This window comes from Pseudomonas sp. CG7, assembly GCF_023701885.1.
Classification (GTDB): Bacteria; Pseudomonadota; Gammaproteobacteria; order Pseudomonadales; family Pseudomonadaceae; genus Aquipseudomonas; species Aquipseudomonas zanjanensis.
In genome coordinates, this window is record NZ_JABAEE010000088.1 from 8,881 (window position 1) to 25,505 (window position 16,625).

Annotated in this window: 10 protein-coding genes and 1 pseudogene; 3 read left to right on the top strand and 8 right to left on the bottom strand. The window is 62.2% G+C overall.

Annotated elements, in window-relative coordinates; all coding sequences use genetic code 11:
• Positions 1 to 134 precede the first annotated feature (134 nt).
• From HGO40_RS25990 to HGO40_RS26000, 3 genes and pseudogenes are all read right to left on the bottom strand, one after another.
• Entirely contained in the window at positions 135 to 2,639 is a 2,505-nt protein-coding gene (locus HGO40_RS25990; RefSeq protein ID WP_250965371.1) for a TonB-dependent siderophore receptor, read from the bottom strand.
• A gap of 85 nt (positions 2,640 to 2,724) precedes the next feature.
• A complete protein-coding gene (locus HGO40_RS25995; RefSeq protein WP_250965372.1) occupies positions 2,725 to 3,726 on the bottom strand; it encodes a FecR domain-containing protein in 1,002 nt (333 codons plus the stop codon).
• Positions 3,716 to 4,216, bottom strand: a pseudogene (locus HGO40_RS26000) (sigma-70 family RNA polymerase sigma factor). The gene HGO40_RS25995 and the pseudogene HGO40_RS26000 overlap by 11 nt, the downstream one beginning before the upstream one ends.
• 254 nt (positions 4,217 to 4,470) lie before the next feature.
• Here HGO40_RS26000 and HGO40_RS26005 point away from each other — a divergent pair.
• On the top strand, positions 4,471 to 6,351 hold the full coding sequence (locus tag HGO40_RS26005) for a methyl-accepting chemotaxis protein (RefSeq protein WP_186709998.1): 1,881 nt from the start codon (positions 4,471 to 4,473) through the stop codon (positions 6,349 to 6,351).
• Between the two features lie 345 nt (positions 6,352 to 6,696).
• Here the strand turns inward: HGO40_RS26005 and HGO40_RS26010 are convergent, their stop codons facing one another.
• The 5 genes from HGO40_RS26010 to HGO40_RS26030 all read right to left on the bottom strand — a co-directional run bounded on the left by HGO40_RS26010 (position 6,697) and on the right by HGO40_RS26030 (position 13,810).
• Complete coding sequence (locus HGO40_RS26010; protein ID WP_250965373.1) at positions 6,697 to 7,161, bottom strand: SRPBCC family protein; 465 nt, start codon at positions 7,159 to 7,161, stop codon at positions 6,697 to 6,699.
• A gap of 32 nt (positions 7,162 to 7,193) precedes the next feature.
• Positions 7,194 to 10,724, bottom strand: a complete 3,531-nt coding sequence (locus HGO40_RS26015) for a non-ribosomal peptide synthetase (protein WP_250965374.1) — start codon at positions 10,722 to 10,724, stop codon at positions 7,194 to 7,196.
• A gap of 10 nt (positions 10,725 to 10,734) precedes the next feature.
• Entirely contained in the window at positions 10,735 to 11,667 is a 933-nt protein-coding gene (locus tag HGO40_RS26020; protein ID WP_250965375.1) for a diiron oxygenase, read from the bottom strand.
• Positions 11,664 to 12,440, bottom strand: coding sequence for a DUF3050 domain-containing protein (locus HGO40_RS26025; protein WP_250965376.1), 777 nt, complete (start codon positions 12,438 to 12,440; stop codon positions 11,664 to 11,666). The genes HGO40_RS26020 and HGO40_RS26025 overlap by 4 nt, the downstream gene beginning before the upstream one ends.
• Positions 12,441 to 13,117: 677 nt before the next feature.
• Positions 13,118 to 13,810, bottom strand: coding sequence for a GntR family transcriptional regulator (locus tag HGO40_RS26030; protein WP_250965377.1), 693 nt, complete (start codon positions 13,808 to 13,810; stop codon positions 13,118 to 13,120).
• A 202-nt stretch (positions 13,811 to 14,012) separates the two neighbouring features.
• Between HGO40_RS26030 and lapG the strand changes: the two genes are divergently transcribed.
• Both lapG and lapD read left to right on the top strand, forming a co-directional pair.
• A complete protein-coding gene (gene lapG, locus HGO40_RS26035; protein WP_250965378.1) occupies positions 14,013 to 14,705 on the top strand; it encodes a cysteine protease LapG in 693 nt (230 codons plus the stop codon).
• 14 nt (positions 14,706 to 14,719) lie between these two features.
• A partial coding sequence (lapD, locus tag HGO40_RS26040) for a cyclic di-GMP receptor LapD (RefSeq protein ID WP_250965379.1) occupies positions 14,720 to 16,625 on the top strand: 1,906 nt, incomplete at its 3' end.

The window sequence follows — 16,625 nt, forward strand, 5'->3', positions numbered from 1 at the left end:
TCCGCCTATCCACGCGGGGCGCGGTCGGTGGCGCCGGGTGGGTGGGGTAGCTACGGAATTATTTTGGGGGTGCTGCGCAGCCCAGCGGGAGCAAGCTCCCTCGCCACGGGGAATGAATCATGATTGAAAGCAGGTCAGAACTGGTAACTCACCGTCGCCGCCACATTGCGCTCTTCGCCCATGTAGCAATAACTCAGGCTGGCGCACGAAGCGACGTAGGTTTCGTTGGTCAGGTTGTTCGCGTTCAGGCGCACATCCACGCCTTTCAAGCCGACCTTGCCCAGGTCATACCCCACCGAGGCATCGAACAGTGTGTAGGACGGCACCTTCATGGTGTTCTCCGCATCGGCCCAGCTGTAGCCGACATAGCGCACGCCGCCGCCCAGGCGCAGGCCATCGAGAGCGCCGCTGTCGAACTTGTAGTCAGCCCAGAGCGAGGCCATGTGGCGCGGAGCCTGGGTCGGTGAGTTGCCTTTGTTTTCGATGATGTTGGTGGGCGGGCTGAGGGTACTGACCATCGATTTCGAGTATTCGATGTCGGTGAAGGTGTAGCTGCCCAGCACCTTGAATTGTTCGGTCAACTGCAGGTGCGCTTCCAGTTCCAGGCCTTGGGAGCGTACGGCACCGACGGCGCGGTAGAAGTTTTCCTGGGGCAGTTTGGTCGCGAGGTTTTCCTGGGCGATGCGGAACAGCGAAGCGGTGTAGAGATCATCGGTGCCGGGTGGTTGGTACTTCAGGCCCAGTTCCCATTGCTTGCCATCGGTGGGCGCCAGTGGATTGCCGGCGCTGTCGGCATAGGAGTTCGGGTTGAACGACTCGGAATAACTGATGTACGGCGCCAGGCCGTTGTCGAACAGGTACAGCGCACCGACCCGGCCAGTGAGCTTGGTGCGTTTGTCGTTGATCTCGGTGCCTGCCGGGCGACCGAACTCGGCGATGCGGTTCTCATCCGAGGTTTGGACCCAGTCCTGGCGCAGGCCCAGGGAGAAGCGCCATTTGTCCATTTCGATCAGGTCTTGCAGGTACACGCCGGTCTGCTCCAGGCGCCGCAGGTAGCTGGTGGGGCTGTAGTAGGTGATGGCCGAGTTACCGTAGACCGGGTCGAAGGCATTGATCGGCGCGAGGCTGCCGCTGGTCCAGTCGACCACGGTTTTGCGCCGCTGGTAGTCGGCGCCCATCAGCACGGTGTGCTTGGTCGCGCCGGTAAAGAATTCGGCCTGCAGCATGTTGTCGACGATGAAGGCGTGGAGTTTTTCTTCCGCGCCCGTGTAATAGCGGTTCAGCTCGTTGCTGGTGGGGGTGGTCCAGTCGTAGGCATAGACCTGATCGGTGGTGACGTCGGAGTCCAGGTAACGGAAGTTCTGCCGGGCGGTGAAGACGTCGTTGAAACGGTGCTCGAACTGGTAGCCGAACGACTGCTGGTCGCGTTCGTAACCGTCGACGCCCGGCTCGCCTTCGAAGAAGTTTTCGGAGATTCGCCGGCCGTTGCGCTGATGCAAGGTGCCGTCGGCCGGCATGCCGCCGTGGTAGCCGCCGTCGGGGTCATGCTGCAGGTAGGCCTGGAGCGTCAGCGAGGTGTCTTCGCTGAAGTCGATGTTCACCGTGGGCGCGAGGGCGAAGCGCTTTTCCTTGTTGTGGTCGAACTGGGTATCGGACGTGTCCGCCAGGCCGACCAGGCGATAGGTGATGCGTTTGTCGTCATCCACCGGGCCGCTGAAATCAAAGCCCATGCCCCGTTGGCCCTGGGTGCCGACCGTGGCCTGGATCTGGTGATAGGCCTCGTACAGGGGCTTTTTGCTGGTCAGCGCCACCAGGCCGCCGGGCGAACTGCGGCCATAGAGCACCGACGACGGCCCCTTGAGGATATCGACTCGCTCGAGGAAATACGGATCGACCTGGATGGAGCTGTAGGTGCCGCTGTCGCCCATGGACTTGAGGCCGTCGAGGTAGATGTTATCCACCGAGCCGTCGTTGAAGCCGCGCATCGCCACGTAGTCGTAGCGATGGGTGGCGCCGTAGGGGTTGGTCAGCACGCCGGGGGTGTAGCGCATGGCCTGGGACACGGTTTGCGCGCCCTGGTCGTCCATTTGCTCGCGGGTCACCACGGAGACGCTCTGGGAGGTTTCCCGCAGGGCGGTACTGGTCTTGGTGGCGACCTGGCTGTGGGTGGCGTTGTAGCCTTCCATGCTGCCCAGCGCGTTACCCAGGGCGAAGCCCTTGATGTCGGTGCTCGGCAGTTCCAGGGTGCTGCCAGCGGTCTCGGTTTGCAGCACGTAGCTGCTGCCATCCTGGCTGACGGCAACCAGTCCCGAGCCACTGAGCAACTGGTTCAGGGCCTGGTCGGGCGAGTATTCGCCCTTGAGCCCCGGTGACTGGACGCCGCCGGTTTGCGCCGGGGTGCTGGCCAGGGTGATCCCGGCTTGGCGGGCGAACTGGTTCAGTACATCGCTCAGCGGGCCGGGGGCAATGTTGTAGCTCTGGCGGCTGGCGGTCACGCCGTCTTGTGCGGCCACCGCGAGCATCGGCACCACGCTGACCCCCAGCGCCGTGGAGAACAGCGCGGCATGAATGGCCTGGCGCAACAGGCCCGGTTGCGAAGAGAAGCCGAAGGGGTTCTTGAGAAGTACGCGCTCAGTCATTGTAGGTTCCGTTGGAGTCGCTGAAGGCCGATAAGGGTTGCTTACTGTCCTAGCCGGACGCCGGCCTGAAACCCGCCAAAAAAAATCAGGCCAGGCGTTCCACCGTGGTCCACCAACGGGTTCGATAGCGGATCTGCACCGGGAGCGTGCGTGGCAGGACGGCGAGCAACTTGTCGGTGTCCTCCAAGCGGAAAACCCCCGACAACCGCAGGTCGGCAATCGACGCTGCGCAGTTCAGATAGCCTGGGCGGTAGCGGCCTACTTCGTTGAGAAAATCTGCCAGGCGCATGTTGCGCGTGACGATCAACCCGTCGGCCCAGGCCCCTGCGTCCATGTCCAGCGGTGGCGCCAGGGTCGCTGTCGCTGCGGTGATCAAGTAGCTTTGCCCGGCTTCCACCTGGATGGGCGAGCCATCGCTGTTTGGGTGCGAACGGATAACCACCCGCCCGCTGGTGACGCTCAGGCGTGTGCAATCGCTGTCCTGGCGCACGACGAAACGCCCCTCCAGCCCTTCGAACAGCCCATGGCGGCTTTTCACCAGCAGTGGGCGCCCGGGGTCGCGGCCACAGGTGACCATGATTTCGCCGCGGGCCAGGGTGATCAGGCGCTGCTGGGCGGTGAAATCCAGATCGGCGGCGCTGTGGGTATTGAGTTCCAGCCGCGTGCCATCTGGCAATTGGAACCCTCGGCGCTCACCGGTGGCAGTGGCGAAATCGGCATTCCACGACTGCCAGCCCAGGTCCTTGCCCAGCCACGCCGCACCGCCCATCAGGGCGACGCCCGACAGCAGCTTCAGGGCTTGGCGACGACTGAGGCGCTGGGCGCTGTTTTCCAGGGTGTCCAGGGCGATGTGGGCACCGGGCACGGCCCTCAGGTTCGAGGTTATTTCGCTGTGCAGCGATTGCACCCGTTGCCAGGCCAGCTCGTGTTCAGGATGGGCGGCACGCCAGGTGTCGCACTGTTGGCGCAGGCTGGGGTGAGTGGCGTGGTTGCGCAGGCGCAGCAGCCAGTTGATCGCCTGCCTCACGACCTGTTGCGACGGGCCGTTGCGGCGGCTCTGCAAGTGATCCGCCGGCTCAGCTTTCATAGCGCAACACGTAGCAGTGGTACAGCGCATCGGCGACGTAGCGCTCCACCGAGCGCAACGAAATGCCCATCTGTTCGGCAATCTGCTTGTACGTCAGGCCTTCGCATTGGGCCAACAGAAAGGCCTTGCGGACTTTCGGCTTGAGGCCTTCGAGCATCCTGGCAATGGCTTCGAGCTATTCCAGGATCAAGGCCTGGGCTTCGGCGCCGGGGGTTTCGGCTTCCGGCAGGTGCGCTATGGTTTGAAGGTAGGCGCGTTCGATTTCTTCCCGCCGCCAATGGTCGATCACCAGGCCTTGGGCGATGGTGCGTAAAAAGGCGCGTGGGGCCCGAAGCTCTGGGCGTTCGCTACGCTGCAACAGGCGCACGAAGGTGTCCTGGGCCAGGTCGGCCGCATCGGCGGCATTGCCCAAGCGGGTGCGCAGCCATGTGTTGAGCCAGCCGTGATGCTGGCTGTAGAGCGCCTGTACTGCAAACTCGGGAGATGACATGGACGCGACGGCCTGGATGTTACGAATGATAACGTGTCGCATTGTCATCAGCCGCCGGCGAATTTGCAACCACCGTTCGACCCGGCGAGCCTCCCGTCGCCTATTTGTACAAATGCCTAATTATTTGTACAAGCTTGCCGACAGAGTGGATATGCGTGCACCAAAGTGGAGCAAGTGACAAGACTGCCCGCGCTGTTACATGGAACGTTGCAACCTGGAATGCACCCCCACTCCTTGCATGAGAAGCCCCATCGATGAATCTAAAGTTCAGCCACAAAATCCTTCTTGCCGCCTCTGGTGTGGTGGTTTTGGCTTTTGCCCTGTTCACGCTCTACAACGATTATTTGCAGCGCAACACCATCGGTAGCAGCCTGGAGTCGTCCATCGAGCAATCCGGCGACCTGACGGCCAGCAGCATCCAGAACTGGATGAGTGGGCGGATCCTGGTATTGGAAAACCTGGCGCAAAACATCGCGCATCAGGGCACTGCTGCAGATCTGCCGGGGCTGGTGGATCAGCCGGCGCTGACGTCGAACTTCCAATTCACTTATGTGGGCCAGGCCAACGGTGTCTTCACTCAACGCCCGGACGCCAAAATGCCTGACGGCTACGACCCGCGTCAGCGCCCTTGGTACAAGCAGGCAGTGAGCGCCGATAAAACCATGTTGACCCCGCCCTACCTGGCGGCGGTGGGTGGCCTGGTGGTGACCGTGGCCCTGCCGGTGAAGCACAACGGCGAATTGCTTGGCGTGGTGGGCGGCGACCTGAGCCTGGAAACCCTGGTGAAAATCATCAACTCCGTGGACTTCGGTGGCATTGGCCATGCGTTCCTGGTCAGTGGCGACGGTCAGGTGATCGTCAGCCCCGACAAGGACCACGTGATGAAAAACCTCAAGGACATCTACCCAGGTACGCCGGTGCGCATTGGCAAGGGTATCCAGGAGGTCGAGCTGAACGGCCAGAACCGTATCCTTTCGTTCACCCCGGTGACCGGCCTGCCGAACGCCGAGTGGTACATCGGCCTGTCGATTGATGAGGCCAAGGCCTACGCGCCGTTGAGCCAGTTCCGTACGTCGGCGCTGATCGCGATGTTTGTCGCGGTGGCGGCGATTGCCTTGCTGCTGAGCCTGTTGATCCAGGTGCTGATGCGCCCGTTGACCACCATGGGCCGTGCCATGCAGGACATCGCCCAGGGCGAAGGCGACTTGACCCGGCGCCTGGTGGTGCAGGGCAAGGATGAGTTCGCGGTGTTGGGCGGTTCGTTCAACCAGTTCGTGGAGCGGATTCACGCGTCGATCGCGGAAGTGTCTTCCGCCACGCGCCAGGTGCATGACCTGTCGCAGCGAGTGATGACCTCCTCCAACGCTTCGCTCGTCGGCTCGGATGAGCAGAGCGCCCGCACCAACAGTGTGGCGGCGGCCATCAACCAGTTGGGCGCCGCCACCCAGGAAATCGCCCGCAATGCCGCCGATGCCTCGCAACAGGCCAGCGGTGCCAGCGAACAGGCCGATGACGGTCGCCAGGTGGTGGAAAAAACCATCCAGGCCATGACCGAGCTGTCGCAGAAGATCAGCCTCTCGTGCACCCAGATCGAAACCCTGAACGCCAGCACCGACAACATCGGGCACATCCTGGATGTGATCAAGGGCATCTCCCAGCAAACCAACTTGCTGGCGCTGAACGCGGCCATCGAAGCGGCTCGTGCCGGTGAAGCCGGACGCGGATTTGCGGTGGTGGCCGATGAAGTGCGCAACCTGGCGCACCGCACCCAGGAGTCGGCGGAAGAAATCCACAAGATGATCACCTCGCTTCAGGTCGGCTCCCGTGAAGCGGTGACCACGATGAACGCCAGCCAGACCTCTAGCGAAGAAAGCGTGGAAGTGGCCAACCAGGCCGGCCTGCGACTGGTCAGCGTGACGCAGCGCATCGGCGAGATCGACGGCATGAACCAGTCGGTTGCAGCCGCGACCGAAGAGCAGACCGCCGTGGTTGAAACCCTCAACATGGACGTCAGCCACATCAACCTGCTGAACCAGCAAAGCGTGGCCAACCTCAATGAAACCCTGAAGGACTGCGATGCCTTGTCCCAACAGGCCAATCGCCTGAAGCAACTGGTGGACAGCTTCAAGATCTGACCCGGTCGCAAGCCGACCCAATCCCCTGTGGCGAGGGAGCTTGCTCCCGCTGGCCTGCGCAGCAGGCCCCAGCCGGTCTACAGGCTTATCGCATTGGCCGGTTTTACGACTGCTGCGCAGCCGAGCGGGAGCAAGCTCCCTCGCCACGGGTGCGGGTTGCCTGGGCTGACGCCATCGCGAGCAAGCTCGCTCCCACAGGGGATTTGCGGTGAGCCTGGATCTTGCGTCCATCCCAGAACCAAACTGTGGGAGCCGAGCTTGCTCGCGATGGCGGCCATCCAGTCGACATCATCGGCACAGACCCACCGCTTTCGCGAGCAAGCCCGCTCTCACAAGGGATGGGCGCTACTTGAACATCCCCTGCACATTCCCCATCGCCTCATCGGCGAAGCCCTGGAGGAAATCCCGGAAGCCTGACGGTGTATGGGCGTCGGTGTGGTCGGCGATGATGGTCCAGGTGGCGCGGCAGCGGTTATCCGCCAAGGGTTCGACGTGCATGGCCGCCCACAGGTTGTCGATGCCCAGGGTGTTGTAGATCAGCGTCCAGGTCATGTGCATGGCCTGGTCGTCACGGCTGTTGAGCTGTTCCACCACCAGGTTCTGCCCATCGACGAAGAACTTCTTGCGCAGGGACCTCACGCCTTCGCCGGTCATTTCGATGCGCTCCAGGGCCGGGATGAAACGGTTGAAGCCGCCAAAATCACCCACCACGTCCCAGACCCGCGCCGCATCGGCCGCGACCTCCACCGAGGTTTCGACCTGGCAGGCTTGTGGGTTTTTGATCAGGGTGTCGGGTTGAAATGCACTCATGGTCTTGCTCCTTGCTTTGGGTTGAGGGTGTTTCAGATGAAGTCGATGGCCTTGAGGTACTCGGCGCCGCGGCGTAGCAGGGCCGGGGATTTTTCCGGGTAGCTGGCGCCCATTTGCCGCACGCCGGCGCGGGCGTTGTCGTGGCTGATCAGTGAGATGTCACCGATGTCTTCCTCGAAGCCGTTGAGGTAGAAACCCAGCACGCCAAACAACGCATTGTCGGCATCGACCCGAGCCAATTGCCGTTGCCACTCGGCGATGCTCACCAGGGAAAATTCCCGGCCGCTGTCACGGAACGACGCCACATAAGCGTCCCAGCTCAACGGTTGCGGGTTGTGCAGGTTGAACACCGCTTGGCTGGGCTGGTAGCGGCTGGCGTGGAAGGCGATGAAGCGGGCCAGGAAGTCCACCGGCATCAGGTCGAAATTGAGCGAGAGGTCCGGCACCTGGCCGAGCTGGATCGAGCCCTTGAGCATCAGCATCAAGCGATTCTTGTGGGGTTGGCAGACCCCGGTCAGGCTGTTGAAGCTGATGTTGCCGGGGCGGAACAGATTGACCCACACACCGCGATCCCGGGCCCGTTGCAGGATCCGTTCGCCAACCCATTTGGACAGGTTGTAGCCGTTCTTGATGTAGATCGGCGGCGTCTCGGCGGCCGGCTGTTCCAGCACCTGACCGTCGGCATCCAGGGCACTGGAGGCGGACAGCGTGGAGACGAAATTGAAGATCTTCTTGCTGCGCCCTTCGCACAGGCGCAGGCACTCGAAAATCGGTTCCACGTTGTCCCGTGCCAACGACTCGTAGTCGAGCACATGGTTGACGTGGGCGGCGTTGTGCACCAGCGCGCCGAAGGTGCGGTCGATGCGGGCATAGACGTCGTCCGGCAAGCCCAATTGCGCTTGGGTGATGTCGGCGGCGTAGACGCTGACGCGGTCCAGGTCCAGATGGGTCAGGTGATTGTCCCGCAGGGCCTGGGAGAAACGCTCGGCCGCGCTCTGTTCAGCGCTGGCGCGCACCAGGCAGGCGACTTCGGTGGCACCCCAGGCCAGCAGCGCTTCGACGATGTGCACGCCAAGGAAACTGTTGGCGCCAGTCACTATCACCTTGCGCACATCGCCACATTGGCTGATGGGCAGCGGGTCAAGGTTGAGCTCGGCCTCGGCATCGATGAAGGCCTGGGGGCTGAGGCTCGACGCACTGCCTTGCTCGGGGTCGTCCAGCAACTTCGCCAAGGTCATCAGCGTCGGCGCTTCGATGAAGCGGTTGATCGACAGGCTGCGGCCGAACGCCTGGCGAATGCTCAGCAGCAATCGTGACAGCAGGATCGAATGTCCGCCGAGGTTGAAGAAGCTTTCATCGGTGGCGATGTCGTCGACCGGTAGCTCCAGCAGCTCGGCCCACAGTTGCTGCAGTAGTGTCTCCAAGGGGTTCTGCGGCGGGCGCCGCTGGCCGTCGACGTGCACCTGCACCGCCATGGCGAGCAACGCCCGGCGATCGACCTTGCCGTTGCTGGTGTAGGGCAGGCTGGGCAATTCGATGTAGGCGGCCGGGTGCATGTAGCTGGGCAAGCTGTTCTGTACATGCTCACGCAAGGCCTGGAGAGCGGCGCCGGGGCGCTCTTGTTCGGGATGAACCAGGAACGCCAGGATCCGCCGCCGTTCATCGACCCCCACCGCCACCTGGCGAAACAACTGGCTTTCCCGCAGGCAGTGTTCGATTTCCTCGGGTTCGACCCGAAAGCCACGGATCTTCACCTGGTTATCGCGACGGCCACACAGTTCGATGCCGTTGTCGGTCCACTGGCCGATGTCGCCGGTGCGATAGACCCGCAGCGCTATCCCGGTGGGCAGCGTCAGGTTGAAGTAACGCGCCGCGGTCAGCGCGGGGTCATTCAGATAGCCGAGGCCGACGCCCGGGCCGGCGATGTACAGCTCGCCCGTAACACCCTGGGGAACCGGTTGCAGTTGTTCGTCCAGGATCAGCACCCGACCATTGGCAATGGGCACGCCGAGGTTGCGGTTGTTGTCGCCGACACCAAATTGCCGGGTGGTCGCCAGCACCGTGGTTTCGGTCGGGCCGTAGATGTTGTGGAACCGGCATTGTGGTGCGAGCTGTTCGATCACGAACGGCTCGCAGACATCGCCGCCGGTAACCAGGTGCGCCAGGCCCAACGGCGTCGCCAGGGGCATGACACTCAGCAGCGCAGGCGGCAGGAAGGCGTGGCTGACCCGCTGTTGGTGTATCAACGCGACCAATTGTTGCGGATCGCGGCGCTGGTCTTCGCTGGGCACCACCAGCAGGGCGCCGTGGATGAAGGTCGGCAGGATATCCAGCAGCGACGCGTCAAAGTTGATGGTGGAAAACTGCAACGCCCGACTGTCGCGCTGCAACCCGACGTGGTCGCCGTACCAGGCACAGAAATGGCTGAGGTTGCGGTGGCTGAGCAACACGCCTTTGGGCTGGCCAGTGGTGCCGGAGGTGTAGATCGCCACGGCCGGTTCGTCGCCATCCACGGTGCGGCGGATCAACGAGGCCGGGATGCCTGGCTTGGGCGCTGGCAGCTGATGGATGTTCAGCGTTGGCAGCATCAGGTCGCCCAAGTCGCTGTCGCCGTCGTGCAGCAGCAGGTCCGCCTGGGCATTTTCCAGGATAAAGCGCCGACGTTGCGCCGGATGCTGCGGGTCTAGCGGCAGGTACACCGCGCCGCAGCCGAGCACCGCCAGAATCGCCGCGTACAGGTGCGCGGATTTGGGCAGGCACACGCCGATTACCTTGTGGGAGCAAGTCCTGTGGGAGGAAGGCTTGCCCCCGATGAACGATGACGCGGTTTGCTTGAGAGCATCGGCGTCTTCATCGCGGGCAAGCCTTGCTCCCACAGGTTCTTCAATAGCTCCTTTCTCATGTTCTGCTCGGTGCAGTATTTCCAACATCGGCTGCTGCAACCTCAGCGCCAGGCGGCGCAAGGATTTGTAATCGATCAATTGCCCATCGACCCACAGGGCCGGTTGCGTCGCGTCATCGAGCAGGCGCTGTTCAATGCTGTGCATCACCGGCACGTCGGCGGCGGCCAGCAGCCAGGGCACCGGTGGCCGATTGAGACTGTGCTCGAAGGCCAGCGGCTCCAGCGCATCGAGCCCGAGCAGGGGTTGGTCAACGGCGTCAGCGTGTACCGTCGGCCAGTGATCGAAGCAGGTCTCATCCCGGGACAACTGGCTGACCAGTCGGGCGCCGGTTTCGACCAGCGTCGCCAGCGTACGCAGGCGCAAGGATTGACCGTTGCCATCGCGTTGCGGTGCGATCGCTTCCCGGCACAACAGCCGCTGCGCACCGTCGCGAAAGAACAGCACCGGTTGCGGCAATGCCTCGCCGGGCAGCGAGCGCAGCGCCACGCGGATCTGAAGGCATGAGCGGGCTTCAATGACGCGCGGTGTCGTACCGTCGTCGATCAACAGGGCGACCGGCGATTGCAGGTCCACCACCGCGTGACCGTGCTGCTCCAATTCCCGGGCCAGTTCGGCCATGGCCTGGCTGGTGCCAGGCACTGCAATGTCGAGGCGTCTCATGGAAAGGTCCTCATGGGGTCAGATAATCAGCGAGGGCATCGCGTACGCAGGGGGACGCGAGCATCGAGCTGCCGCGGAAAAAACGCGTGATGTTGCCCACCAAGGGGTGAAAACGATTGATGGGATACGCCAGCGCACTGGCGTCTTCACGCAGCGACTGGCGCACCGATTCGTCGACGGGCAGGTGCGCGATCAGCTCGAAGTCGAATGCTTGCTGCAGGTCGCTCGCCAGGTACTGGGCGATGAAACCGGGCATCAGGCGGGCAATTTGCGCGCGGTCCTCTTCGGGGGCGGTGCGCCAGTAGATCTGCACCAGTCGCGTCCAGAAACCGGAGTGCCGGCCCTCGTCGAGCAAGTGATCGGCCATCAGCCCCTTGATCGAGGCCTTGACCGAGTCGTCCCGGGCGAAGGCGGCCACTTCGTTGGTCACGGTGTTCTCGGCAATGGCGATGCAGATCAGCTCCACGGCACTGAGCAGATGCTCTGGCGCCTCGGCCAGGGTCGCCGGTATGGCGCGGCTGAGTTCGATCTGCCCAGGCAACGGGATCGGTTCGATGCCGGTCATGTCGATGGTCTGCTGCATGAAGTCCATCGCCACCAGCGCGTGGTAATCCTCGTCCACCACCACGGTCATCGCGTCGTAGCGGCAGGCGAACGGGAACTCGATGCCGAAGCGGTTCTTGGCGATGCGCCGGGCGGTGTGGTCCACCAGTTCGGTCTCGAAAATCACCACGTCATTGATGAATTTGTAGAGGCTCTGCACCAGCACGAAGTCGCGTAGTTGCGCACAGTGGCTGAGGAAGGTCTGGCTGTGCACCAGCGGCTGGCGGCTCATGGGGAAGATCAGCTTGTCGTCGTCTTCGACCCGGCGCCGTGGCCGGGTACGGATCGTGGCGCGGGTTTCCCAGGCGTCGGCGAAGGATTGGTATTCGACGGCGTTCATGGCATCACCTGTGCAACCGGCTGGGCCATGCTCTGGCGCAGGCCGTCCCACAAGGCCGCGCGACTGTGAACGGCGGCGAGCGCGGCGGCCAGCACCTCGGTTTCGCGCTGCGGGTCGCCATCGATCAGCCGCGCCAAGAGTTTCTCTGCCGCCGGCCCGTGGTCCTCGGAGTCGACCTCGATGTGCCGTTGCAGGTAGTAGCGAAAGGTCGGAGCCTGATCCAGGCCAATGCCCCAGGCGTCCAACATGCGTTGGAACATCTGCGGGATGACACTCTCGCGGCCATGCACGAACGCGGCGGCCACGCTGTGGGCCGGGGCGTGCAGGGCGGTGTGCAAGGTCTGGCGGACGAACCGCGCCGCCGCCGGCTCGACCTCGACGCTGTCCAGCGCGGTCTCGGGGCTGACGCCTTCCTGCTGCAGGGTGATGAACTGCTCGATTGCACGGGTATCGGCGCCGATTTCCCGCATGGCGTCCAGGTACAGTTCGAAATGGCTGCAGTAGCCTGCGCCGGGGCGGTCATCCGTCTCTTCCCCCAGCACGATTTCATTGATCAAGCGGGCCGCGTGGGGGTCGGCTGGCGGCAGCCAAGGCAGGTGGACACAGGTGAGCTCGCGTTGCAGCCGCTTGGTCAGCGACATGAAGTCCCAGACGGCAAAGACATGGCTTTCCATGAAACGGCGTAACAGATCGATTGATGTAATCTCGGAAAAAACCGGGTGCTGTCCAAGTTCATGCTTTTTCAGGGATAGTTGTTCTTTGGATGGCTGCATTGGAACGTCCTCATCAATGATGTTATGTCCGGAAGGCGGCTCGTTAGTTAGTGAAGGCGAGCGGGTGCCTGAACCGGAATGCATGAATTACCCAAGGGGGTTAAGTATTCTCTTTTATTGTTGCTCCAGCTTTTGATGCCTGTGTTTGCTGGGGTATTAGTGCCTAGAAAGGGCCGCTGGTAACGCGGCGAATAAAAAATTAATACATGTAACAAGTAAGCGGCAAGTGTTTTTTTAATTATTTGAAGTTGTAGTTTTATTGAGCGCGAAGAGGGCTTTTAAAACTTTTTATGTAAGTTTTATTGGGGCGAAGAAGCTCCTTCCGATTTAGCGAGATCAGAATCGAATAGTTCGAGTGAATGCCTCACTCGGAGCACTTCAGGAATCGGGGAGTAAGAAGTTTTTTATTAGGGGCAGGACATCGGTCGGACTTCCGATCATCCCGCCGGTTGGACGACGCTCCTTGCGTATTGGCTTCGATTCGTCTGGCCTTGGCCAGGCGTTGACTTCTTCAGGTCTGAATCGACAAGCGCAAGAGTGAGCCCAAATCGATGGCAGTGCCATTGGACTGATGGGGCGACGAATCGCGGCCACGGTCAGGCCGCGCCGCGCTGGCGACAAGTGAGTTGGAAGGATATGTAAGAAATTTTTACGCCGGACGAAGCGCGGGCGTGGGATCAAGGCTTCGACGGCTGTTCCAGGTACCGACGCATGGTGATGGAGGCGTTTTCCAGATGCTTCTCCACCAAGGCGACCGCTTTCTCGATATCTCTGGCCGCCGCGGCAGCGAGGATGTCGCGATGGTCCTCCTGGGTCAGCTCGCCCAACCCCCTGGACGAAAGATGAAAACGCAAAAAGCGCTCTTCTTCATTGAGCTCGTGTTCGATCAGGTCCAGCAGTTTGCTGTTGGGTGCCTTGTGGTAAAGCGACATATGGAACAGCCGGTTGAGCTTGGCGATTTCAGCGTATTCGGTTTGTGCCTCCAACTGTTCGATGTACTGGGCTGCCAGCGCCAGGTCACCGTCATCGAGCAGGGGGATGGACAAGCGCAAGGCGAAAGCTTCCAGGACCGCACGCAAGGCGTAGGTCTCGACCGCATTGTTGGTAATCAGCGGGGCCACCACGGCGCCTTTGTGCTGGACGACATTGAGCAACGACTGTGCTTCGAGCTGACGCAACGCCTCACGTACCGGCATGCGGCTCACGCCGAACAGGTCGGCCAGCTCTTGCTGGCGCAGGGCGGTGCCGCTGGGCAGGCGCCCGTCGAGGATGGCCTCGCGCACGGAGCTTTCGATGATCGACCGCGCCTGATCGGCAGGGACGGGACCGTTGACCTGGATAGTGCTGAGCGGTTTGGGCTTCTTTGTCACGACAACACCTGAACGGGTAGTAACGAAAATTGGATCCATGCCAACGTTAGTTACAGATTGCCAAGCCGTCAAAATCTCGCGGCCCCGGTTCCTGAACTAAAGTTTAGTCTGCTTGCGGTGATTGCAACCTGCCATTGTTTTTTGCCCGGCCAGGCTTCACCATCCAACGAATTTCCAACGGCCCTTTTCGGACGTATTTCCCTTGGCTGCACCTTTCCCAGTCCTCAGGTCCTTGCGTTGGCTGTGTTCGGCACTATTGCTGGCCGGCGTGATGCTGGGCGGCCTGCAAGCCGACTGGGACTTTGCGCAGATCAGCCGGCGGGCGCAAGCGTTATATGGGCCACTGGGCGAAGGGCAGCAGCGGATCGACGCGTGGCAGCAACTGCTGGCGACTCAGAAGCAGATCCCCGAATTGGAACAGCTCAAAGTGGTGAACCTGTTTTTCAACAAACAGGTGCGCTACGTGGAAGACATCGACCTGTGGCGTGAAGTCGACTATTGGGAGACGCCGATCCAGGCCTTGTGGAAGGGCGCCGGCGACTGTGAAGACTACGCCATCGCCAAGTATTTCAGCCTGCGTCGTCTCGGGGTGTCCAGTGACAAGCTGCGCATCACCTACGTCAAGGCGTTGCGGCAGAACCGTGCGCACATGGTGCTCACCTATTACGCCACGCCCGAGGCGATGCCGTTGGTCCTCGACAGCCTGATCGACGGTATCCAGCCGGCCAGCCAGCGAACCGACTTGCTCCCGGTCTACTCTTTCAATGCCGAAGGGCTGTGGCTGCCGGGCGCCAAGGGCAACAAGAAAGTGGGTGACACCAAGCGCCTGTCCCGGTGGCAGGACGTGTTGAAAAAAATGCAGGCCGAAGGTTTTCCGGTCGAGACGACTAACTAGGAGCGCGCGCTCAGATGTCCTTGTTCAAACAGCTGTTGATCGCTATCTGTCTGTTCCTGGTGGTTGCCTTCAGCGGCAGCTTCATGGTCAGCCTGGAAAGCTCGCGGGCCCAATACGTCAACCAGTTGCGCTCCCACGCCCAGGACGCGGCCACGGCGCTGGCGCTGTCGTTAACGCCGAACATCGACGACCCGGCGATGGTGGAATTGATGGTCAGCTCGATCTTCGACAGCGGCTACTACGCCAGCATTCGCGTGGTCGACGTGGCCACCGACAAGACCCTGGTCGAGCGCACCGGTACACCGGACGCCGGCAGTGTGCCGCAATGGTTCGTCAAGCTGATCGGCCTGGAACCGGCCGGTGGCGATGCCATCGTCAGCCGCGGCTGGGAGCAGGCGGCGCGGGTCGAAGTGGTCAGCCACCCGATGTTCGCCCTCGCCAAGCTGTGGCAGAGCGCGTTGGGCAGCCTGGGCTGGCTGCTGCTGTGCGGCGCCGTGAGCGCGGTGCTGGGGGCCTTGCTGCTGCGTCGCCAGCTCAAGCCGCTGGACTACATGGTGCATCAGTCCCACGCCATTGCCCGCCGTGAATTCCTGAGCCTGCCGGAGCTGCCGCGCACGCCTGAACTGCGTCGGGTAGTGCAGGCGATGAACCAGATGGTCGAGAAGCTCAAGGCGCTGTTCCAGGAACAGGCCGAGCGCAGCGAGAAACTGCGGGTCGAGTCCTACCAGGACAACCTCACGGGCCTGGCCAACCGGCGTTATTTCGAAATGCAGCTCAATGCCCGGGTGAGCAACCCGGAGCAGGCCAGTTCCGGTTACCTGCTGCTGTTGCGGGTCAAGGATTTGGCCGGTTTGAACCAGCGGCTGGGCGGCCAGCGCACCGATCAGTTGCTCAAGGCCGTGGGCGAGCAATTGCAGCGTGAGTGCGCCCGCTACCCGGAAACCCACAACCTGGTCACGCGTATTCGCGGCGGCGAGTTCGCGGTGCTGGCCCCGGGGCTGGTGCGTGAGGAAGCGCTGCAATTGGCGCAGAACCTCGAAGCCGCGTTGGCGAGCCTGCATGCCACCGGCGCGACTGACGTGGCCTCGGTGGCCTCCATCGGGCTGGCGCCGTTCGTCCATGGCGACTCGCCGCAAGCGGTGCTCCAGCTCGGCGACCAGGCCCTGGCCCAGGCCGAAAGCCAGGGCGAACCGGGCTGGGCCTGCCTGGACCACAGTGCCTCGGCCAGTGTCGGTGATGATCACCATGCCTGGCACACGCTGCTCGACCAGGCCTTGAGCCATCAGCGCTTCGAGCTGTACTTCCAGCCGGTGGTGGCGGCCCAGGACACTCAGATGGTGCTGCATTACAAGGTGTTGTCGCGGCTGTTGGACGAGCAGGGCCAGACGATCCCCGCCGGGCGTTTCCTGCCGTGGTTGGAGCGCTTCGGCTGGACTGCGCGCCTGGACCGCTTGATGCTTGAACAGGTGTTCAAGCAGATGGCTGGGCATGAGCAGTCCTTGGCGTTGAACCTGTCCTCCGCCACGCTTGCCGATCCGCAGGCGTTGAACAAGGTCTTTGAAATCCTGCGGGCGCATTCCAACCTCGGGTCGCGCCTGACCCTGGAGATTGGTGAAGAGCAACTGCCCGAGCAAGCGGTGCTGGAGCGGGTGACCCGGCAGTTGCGCGAGCTCGGTTTCTCCTTGAGCCTGCAGCGTTTTGGTGGGCGGTTCAGCATGATTGGCAACTTGTCGCGGTTGGGGCTGGCTTACCTGAAGATTGATGGCAGCTACATTCGCGCGATTGATCAGGAAAGTGACAAGCGGCTGTTTATCGAAGCGATACAGCGGGCTGCTCACAGTATTGATCTGCCGTTGATTGCCGAGCGGGTTGAGACGGAGGGGGAGCTGGCGGTGATTCGCGAGATGGGGTTGTTTGGGG